At 70.2% G+C, this 7,269-nt stretch carries 5 protein-coding genes; 2 read left to right on the top strand and 3 right to left on the bottom strand.

Annotated elements, in window-relative coordinates; genetic code table 11:
* The first annotated feature begins 210 nt into the window (after nucleotides 1-210).
* Both ACAM49_RS37340 and ACAM49_RS37335 read left to right on the top strand, forming a co-directional pair.
* Nucleotides 211-483: a PLD nuclease N-terminal domain-containing protein gene (locus tag ACAM49_RS37340; RefSeq protein ID WP_369640252.1), complete on the top strand. Its 273-nt coding sequence runs from the start codon at nucleotides 211-213 to the stop codon at nucleotides 481-483.
* 105 nt (nucleotides 484-588) lie between these two features.
* Nucleotides 589-2,115, top strand: coding sequence for a hypothetical protein (locus ACAM49_RS37335; RefSeq protein WP_369640251.1), 1,527 nt, complete (start codon nucleotides 589-591; stop codon nucleotides 2,113-2,115).
* A 9-nt stretch (nucleotides 2,116-2,124) separates the two neighbouring features.
* Here the strand turns inward: ACAM49_RS37335 and ACAM49_RS37330 are convergent, their stop codons facing one another.
* The 3 genes from ACAM49_RS37330 to ACAM49_RS37320 form a co-directional block, all read right to left on the bottom strand.
* Complete coding sequence (locus ACAM49_RS37330) at nucleotides 2,125-3,930, bottom strand: long-chain fatty acid--CoA ligase (RefSeq protein WP_369640250.1); 1,806 nt, start codon at nucleotides 3,928-3,930, stop codon at nucleotides 2,125-2,127.
* The gene (locus ACAM49_RS37325; protein WP_369640249.1) at nucleotides 3,923-4,378 is read right to left on the bottom strand and encodes a MarR family winged helix-turn-helix transcriptional regulator; all 456 of its coding nucleotides are present in this window, start codon (nucleotides 4,376-4,378) and stop codon (nucleotides 3,923-3,925) included. The genes ACAM49_RS37330 and ACAM49_RS37325 overlap by 8 nt, the downstream gene beginning before the upstream one ends.
* Nucleotides 4,379-4,408: 30 nt before the next feature.
* The coding region (locus ACAM49_RS37320) for an AAA family ATPase (RefSeq protein WP_369640248.1) at nucleotides 4,409-7,269 on the bottom strand (2,861 nt) is incomplete at its 5' end.

Raw genomic sequence — 7,269 nt, 5'->3', positions numbered from 1 at the left:
TCGCCGCCCCCTTCCACCCGAACCAGCTGGGCGCCGACCACCAGGCCCAGCAGATCCTCCGGACCCTCCGCAACTGAAGCGCCGTCGGGCGCCACGATCAGCGCCCGCGCGTAATCCTTTCGGCGTACACCCGGGGATCTACCCGACAGGAGCAAATCATGGGCGAATTGCTGATGCGATCAATGTCCGGCCGTCGATACGGTCGATTACATGATCAACACCATCCTCGCTTCGACTGACTCCAGCACCGGCGAATCCGTCGCCTCGGTAGCCCTCGGCATCGGCGTGATCGCCGCCCTGCTGGCCGCCGTCGTCCTTTTCATCGGAGCCCTGGTGAGCGTGCTGCGCTCCCGCACCTACGCGGCGGGCGGCAAGGCCGTCTGGGCCCTGCTCATCCTGGCCTTCCCCTTCCTGGGCCCGGTCGCCTGGTTCGTCTGGGGCCGCAAGTCCACTCTCATGGGCCCGCCTCCCGCGGCCGTGTGAGTTCGCGGGAATCGCGGACCGTCACCGGCTCCGGGGAATCCGGGTCCGGGCTTGTTAGCCTGACCTGCAGCTTTTGCTTTCCTAGCGTTCGTTCCCGGTGGTTCCGTGCGCGTAGACATGGATTGCGAGGTTCCGTTGCGAGTCGTACCCGTCGCTCTGACCACGGCATTGGCGGCTCTGACCGCGGTTACCACCGCGGTCTGCGCCCATGCCACGCCGCTCGCGGTGGACACGCCGGATCCGCATCCCGCGTCGAGCCCGGACTCGCCCGGTTCGGATCAGGCGCTGCTGAGTTGCCCGCCGCTGCCCGATGCCGACGATCCGCTGGGGCCGATCCCGCCGCGCGACCCGCTGTGCGGCGAGAACGATATGCCGCTGACCGGTGATGTGTATCTGCGCAGCAACGCCTATCGGCGGCTGTCCACGATCTACGGCCCGGACGTCGCGGTGAGCATCATCGGCAACAACCACTACCAGCTGCGTGACCACGCCGGAAACCTCATCCTGGGCGAGGATCGCAGGACGCTGCACCACATTCCGTTCGGCAGCGAGATCCCGCCTCCGCCGCCGGGCAACACCGCGGATCTGACACCGCACGAGCAGGCGATTCGCGAGGGCATGTCGCGGGTGACGGTCGGGGTCATGCAGGGTGTCGTCTACACCGGCGATCTCAGCGACATGTCGGCGTATCTGACCACTCCCATCGGCTCCCTGCTGGTGCAGGCACCGGGCACCGGACCCGATCCGCTGCAGCCGGGACCCGACGGTGAGCGACAGTTGCAGCTGCTCAACAACTTCCAGGTCCTCGACAACCAGGGCCGCTACGTCATGGGCAACACGCTGACCCTCGGTTCGCCGATGGCGTTGTGGCCCAATGCCGCCGTGCCCTGTCCGCTCGGCACCGTGCCCATCTCCCAGCTGCCCACCCGCAGCCATCCCTCGGATACGCCGATCACCAGCGCGGAGCAGCTGCCGGACCCGGTGTGCAAGGCCCCGGCCAGCGTGCCGATCACCGGATTCGTCGACGACCAGCCCGGCCAACCCGACCAGGCCGCACCGCAACCCGGACCGAAACCGCAACCCGATCCGGTGCAGCGGCAGAAGGACATCAACGACGCCTACAGCGCCGTCGGCACCCAGTTCGGGCTCGCGGTCTCGGTCGGCGGACTGCTCGGCGGCATGACCGGTCTCGTGATCGGCTGTCTGGCAGGCGGAATCGGCGCCGGGACCGCGGGCACCTTCTCCGCGGCGCTGGCCGGCACCGCCACCGGATTCGCCGGCGGCTGCCTCACCGGCGCGGCCATTCTCGGCGCGATGGGCGGCACCATCGGGAGCTTGGCCATCGGTGTTCCGGTCGGCATCATCTCGGGCGTCAACGCCTACAACACCCTGCGCTTGCAGGGCGATGTGGCGCGCAAACCGATCGCCGCGGACACCGCGCCCGAACCGGCGGCGACGCAGCCGTCCGATGTCCGTTCCCGCCTCACAGCCGCGGGCGTACCGGCGGACCTCGCCGCCGCCGTGCCCGAAAGCGCAACGGCGGCAACCGATCAACTGCTGTCCGCCGTCCCGATCGAGCTCGCCGCCGAGGCGCTCACCCACCTGCTCGCTCCGCAGGAACCGGGCAGGTAGGCAGCGCGGTCAGTGGCGGTACATGCTCTCGATCACGTCGGCGAAGCGGTCGGCGATCACGTGGCGCTTGACCTTGAGGGTGGCGGTCAGCTCGCCTGATTCCTCGGTGAGGTCGCGGTCGAGCAGGGCGTACTTCTTGATCGACTCGGCGTGCGAGACGGTGCTGTTGGCGTCGTCGATCGCGAGCTGGACCTCGGCGCGCAGGGCCGGATCGTCGCGCAGATCGGCGATGGTGGCGGTGGCGGGCTTGCCGTTGGCGGTCTTCCAGGCGGTGAAGGCCTCCGGGTCGAGGGTGATCAGCGCGGTGATGAACGGGCGGCCGTCGCCGAGCACGACGGCCTGCGAGATCAGGGTGTGGGAGCGGATGAGGTCTTCCATCGGACCGGGCGAGACGTTCTTGCCGCCGGCGGTGACCAGCAGATCCTTCTTGCGGCCGGTGATCGACAGGAAGCCGTCCGCGTCCACGAAGCCGATATCGCCGGTGCGCAGCCAGCCGTCGTGCATGGCCGCGGCGGTGGCCTGGTCGTTGCGCCAGTATCCGGCGAACACCACGCCGCCGGACAGCTCGATCTCGCCGTCGGCCGCGATGCGAACCGCGTTGCCGCCCAGGGGTTGTCCGACGCTGCCGATCTTGATCGCGCCCGGCACGTTCACGCAGTGGGCAGCGGTGGACTCGGTCATGCCGTAGCCCTCGTAGATCGGGACGCCGAGGCCGCGGAAGAAATGCCCCAGCCGCGGGGCCAACGCGCCACCACCGGAGATCGCGAATTCGCAACTCCCGCCGAGGGCTTCGCGCAGCGGCGCGTACACCAGCCGGTCGCACAGGGCGTGCTGGAGCCGCAGCAGCGGGGAGGGTCGCTGCGCGAATCCGCCTGCGCTGTCCATCTTTTCGCTCCACCGGATGGCGGTGCGTTCGGCGAACCGGAACACCTTGCCCTTGAACTTGCCGCCATCGCGCGCCTTCTTGTCCGCGCCGTCGCGCACCTTCTCGAACACGCGGGGCACACCGAGAATGGTGTGCGGCCGGAAGCGCGTGAACTGCCCCGTGATGGTTTTGAAGTCCGCCCAATGCGCCTGGGTCATGCCGCCCTCGAAGGCGGCCAGCGACACCGCGCGGGCCAGCACGTGCGCCAGCGGCAGGAAGGTGAGCATCCGCTGCCCGGGCCGGGCGACGTCGCCGATGCTGGCGTGCAGGATGCCGCGCACCTCCGAGAGCAGGTTGCGGTGGGTGAGCATGCAGCCCTTGGGGCGGCCGGTGGTGCCGGAGGTGTAGACCAGCGAGGCGAGGCCGTCGGCGCGCAGTCCGTCGAGCCGCTCCCGCAGCAGGTCGCCGGAGACGTTCTCGCCGTCGGCGATCAGGAGCGGTTCGGCCCCGTCGTCGATGACCAGCACCCGGCGCAGCGCGTCGGGCGCCTCGGCGAGCAGATCCTTGTGCCGGGTGGTCTCCACGATCGCCAGCGCGGCCCCGGAGTCCTCGAGGATCCAGCGCACCTGCTCGGCGGAGGACGAGTCGTAGACCGGCACGGTGACCGCACCCGCCGCCCAGATGGCGAAGTCCAGCAGCGTCCACTCGAAGCGGGTGGCCGACAGCAGCACCACCCGGTCGCCGGGTTGAATCCCGTTGGCGATCAATCCCTTCGCGACCTCGGACACCAGTCGCGCGAAGTCCTCGGCGGTCACGTCGAGCCAGTCGGCGCCGACGGGCCGGGAGAACAGCACCCGCGCCGGCGCCTGCTCGGCCTGGGTGTAGACCGAGCGGACGATGGTCTCGTCCTCGGCGATGGTGAAGGTGGCCGCGGCCGCGAACTCACGCATGGTCGTCTCCAATGGTCTGGTCGGGTTGATGCAGTCGCCGCAGCGCCCGCGCGAACTCGGCGGTCTCGTCGGGAGTCCAGTCGGCCATCCGCTCGCCGAGCCGGGCCAGATCGTGCCCGGCCGCCGCGGCCAGCACGCGCTGCCCCGCGGCGGTCAGGGTGAGCGGATATCCGGCGTGCAGGCTGCCCGGCCCGGCCTGCACCCAGCCCACCTCGACACAGGCCCGCACCTGCCGCGACACCGTCGACCGGTGGACGCCGAACGCCTCGGCCATCTCCGTGGCCCGGCACCCCGGATTCCGCTCGATATAGGACAGCGCCGACTGCTGCGCGAACGACGGCAGGCCCTCGGTATCGGGTCGTGCCGCGATGATCTCCCGAACGATCCGGGTCAGCCCATCATGGACCGCCAGCAGATCGGGCGACCATCGCCCACCACCGTGTTGCATGGCGCAACTATAGCGGCCGAGGGGCCGGACTCATACTTCCCCGGGCGGGGTGGATCGGCGGGGCGGGACGTATTCGAACTCGGTGAGCACCTGCCGCAGGAAGCCGCGGAACCGGTGCTGGTCAGAAGTCGTTGCGCCGTAGACGGTTTCGAGCACGGGCCGGAGCTGGCGTCCGGCGTCGACGACCAGGCGCACCAGGCCCTGCTCGGCGCAGCGCATCAGCGCGGGCGCCAGCAGGGTCGCGGCCTCGGTCGTGCGGCCCGTCGTGGACAGGCAGGACCCGTAGAGGAGTTCGGCATTGAGCAGGGCGCGCGGCCGGTGCTGGGTGGCGATCACCTCGACCAGGTGTTGTGCCTGTCGGCAGGCCCGCTCGGCGGCGTCCGGGGTCTGTTCGAGCAGCAGGAGCCGGATCGCGGAGTCGTGTGAGAGCTCGGCGGTCATGGCGGCCGGGGCGTCGGGTTGGGCGGTGTAGGGCGCGAGCTGTTCGAGGTCGCGGCGGTCGATCTCGGCAATGGGCAGGCCCAGGCGCAGGCGTTCGTTCAGGATGCGCGCGGCCAGGCGCGGCAGCACCAGGTTCGCCGCGACCTTGGCGCCCTCGTCCAAACGCTGATGCATGGTGTCGAGGTCGCCGCGCACGGCGGCCAGGCGCGCGCCGGTGCCGTATCCGGCCACCAGGAACTCGACCGCACCGCCCTCGGGGCCCGGCCCGTCGGCGAGGAGTTCCTCGGCCTCGATGAATTGCCCCTTCTCATAGAGCAATTCGCCGAGCAGCGCACTCGCCAGTCGGGTGGCCTGCGATTGCCCGCCGGTCCGCAGCGCCTGGATCAGGGCGGTGCGGAATCGGGTTTCGGCCGCGGCGATGTCGAGTTGCTCGTAGGCGGCGCTGCCGGCGATGCAGTCGCAGTACACCGGGCCGAAGGGGCCGCGCGCCCGGTCCCGGAAGGGTTCGATCCAGCGATGCCAGCGGTGCACCTCGGCGAAGTCGAAGCGGTACAGCGCCGAGACCATCGCCACCACGGCCAGCGCGTGGGCCAGGAACGGGCGGGCCGAATCCCGGCCCCGCGCGAGTTCGGGGGCGAACACCACCGGCTGGTCCGTGACCAGGGACAGTGCGGCGCGGGCGAGTTCGATCTCGAATTCCAGCTCCCGCGAGCCACTTTCGAGCTCTCGGGAGCCGCCGCGGCGGACCGCCGTCTCGGCGCGTTCCAGGTCGGCCACCGCCGCGGCCGGGCGCTGCACGGCCAGGTTCGCCCAGGCGAGGGCCAGCAGCAGTCCCGGATTCGACGCCGTCAGCGCGGCGGGCAGTTTGGCGGCCAGGCCGAGCAGGGTCGCCGTGCGGGAGCGTTCCATGAGTTGTTCGGCATGCTCGGCCACCAGGTCGCAGGCGTGGCGCGGCTCGCCCGCGGCGAGCACGTGATCGACTGCCTCGCTGAGCATGTCGTGGTCGGTGAACCAGCGCGCTGCGGTCAGGTGCAGTTGCTCGAGCAGACCCGGATGCAGGCGGATCAGGCGGTCGCGCAGGAAGCCCGCGAACAGCGTGTGATAGCGGAACCAGCGCAGATCGTCATCGATGCTGCGCAGGAACAGATCTCGCTGCCGCACCTGTTCCAGCAGGTCCTGGCCGTTGCTCACGCCGGTCAGCGCCTCGGCGAGATCGGCGTTGACGCGCTCGGGAACCGAGGTGCGCATGACGAATTCGAGCAGCTCCGGTTCGAGGGTATCGACGACGTTCTCGAGCAGGTACTCGCCGATGGCGTAGTGGCGGCCCGAGATCTGGTCGATATAGGCGCCGGGGTCCGCGCGGCCGCGCAACGACATCGACGCCAGTTGCAGTGCGGCCGCCCAGCCCTCGGTGGATTCCCGCAGTCTCGCGACCTCCGCGTCGGCCAGGCTCAGTCCGCCGCTGTCGGCGAGGAATGCCGCCGTTTCCCGGTCGTCGAATCGCAGTGCGGATTCGTCGATCTCGACGAGTTCGTCGCGAACCCGCATGCGTCCCAGGGGAAGTCCGGTCCGGTTACGGCTGGTGACGATGAGTCGCAGGTGGTGGCAGCCGTGGTCGAGCAGGAATTCCATGGCGGCGATGCTGGCCGGGCTGGTGACCCGATGCCAGTCGTCGATCACCAGCGCGACCGGCTCGCCGCCGTGGTGGATTTCGTCGATGAGACCGGTCATGACCTGCCGTGCGGCATCACTGGCGTGCTCCTCGAGCAGCCGCTCCAGCTGCCCGGCCACGGCCGGGTGGGCGTAGCGGATCGCCTCCACCACATGCGACAGGAACCAGACGACATTGTCGTCGTCCTCGTCGACGGTCAGCCATGCGACCCGAACGCCGTCGGCGGCAACGGCATTCAACCATTCCACGGCGAGGGTGCTCTTGCCGAACCCGGCGGGTCCGTGGATCAGCACCAGCCGCCGGGTGTGATCGGCGCGCAGGCGGTCGAGCAGTCGGGTACGAGGGACCGGCTGGCGTGGTGCGCTCGGCGGCCGGAACCTCGTGGACGGTGTGGGTGCCGGGCCGGTCCTCGGCGTGATCGTCTGCGGCACGGGCACCGGGGTCCCGATCTCGGCCGGCAGTGCCATCGAATCGACCGCCAGCCCGCTGGAGAACTGGATATTGCGCAGCCGCTCGCCGAGCTCCCGGGCGGTGGCGGGCCGGTCCGCGGGATCCTGCGCCATCGCCGATTCCAGCGCGGTGCACAGCGGCGCGGGCACCCCGCGCGGGCGCAGGTCGGGCACCGGCTCGGAGGCGATTCGCACGAACTGCGCGAACAGCGACTCCCCTTCTCGCCGTTCGAAGGCCGCGTGCCCGGTGAGCAGGCAGTACAACGTGGTGCCCAACCCATAGATATCCGCGGCCTTCGAACGGCGAGAAGGGGAGTCGCTGTTCGCGC

Origin of the sequence: Nocardia sp. JMUB6875, from assembly GCF_041154655.1 — a bacterium.
Taxonomy (GTDB): Bacteria; Actinomycetota; Actinomycetes; order Mycobacteriales; family Mycobacteriaceae; genus Nocardia.
Note: the sequence above shows the minus strand (reverse complement) of the source record. Positions and strands in the feature narration are given on the sequence as shown.

Coding starts and splice junctions, on each gene's coding strand:
- ACAM49_RS37330 (WP_369640250.1), bottom strand. CDS start 3,930: ATGCGTGAGTTCGCGGCCGCGGCCACCTTCACCATCGCCGAGGACGAG.
- ACAM49_RS37325 (WP_369640249.1), bottom strand. CDS start 4,378: ATGCAACACGGTGGTGGGCGATGGTCGCCCGATCTGCTGGCGGTCCAT.
- ACAM49_RS37340 (WP_369640252.1), top strand. CDS start 211: ATGATCAACACCATCCTCGCTTCGACTGACTCCAGCACCGGCGAATCC.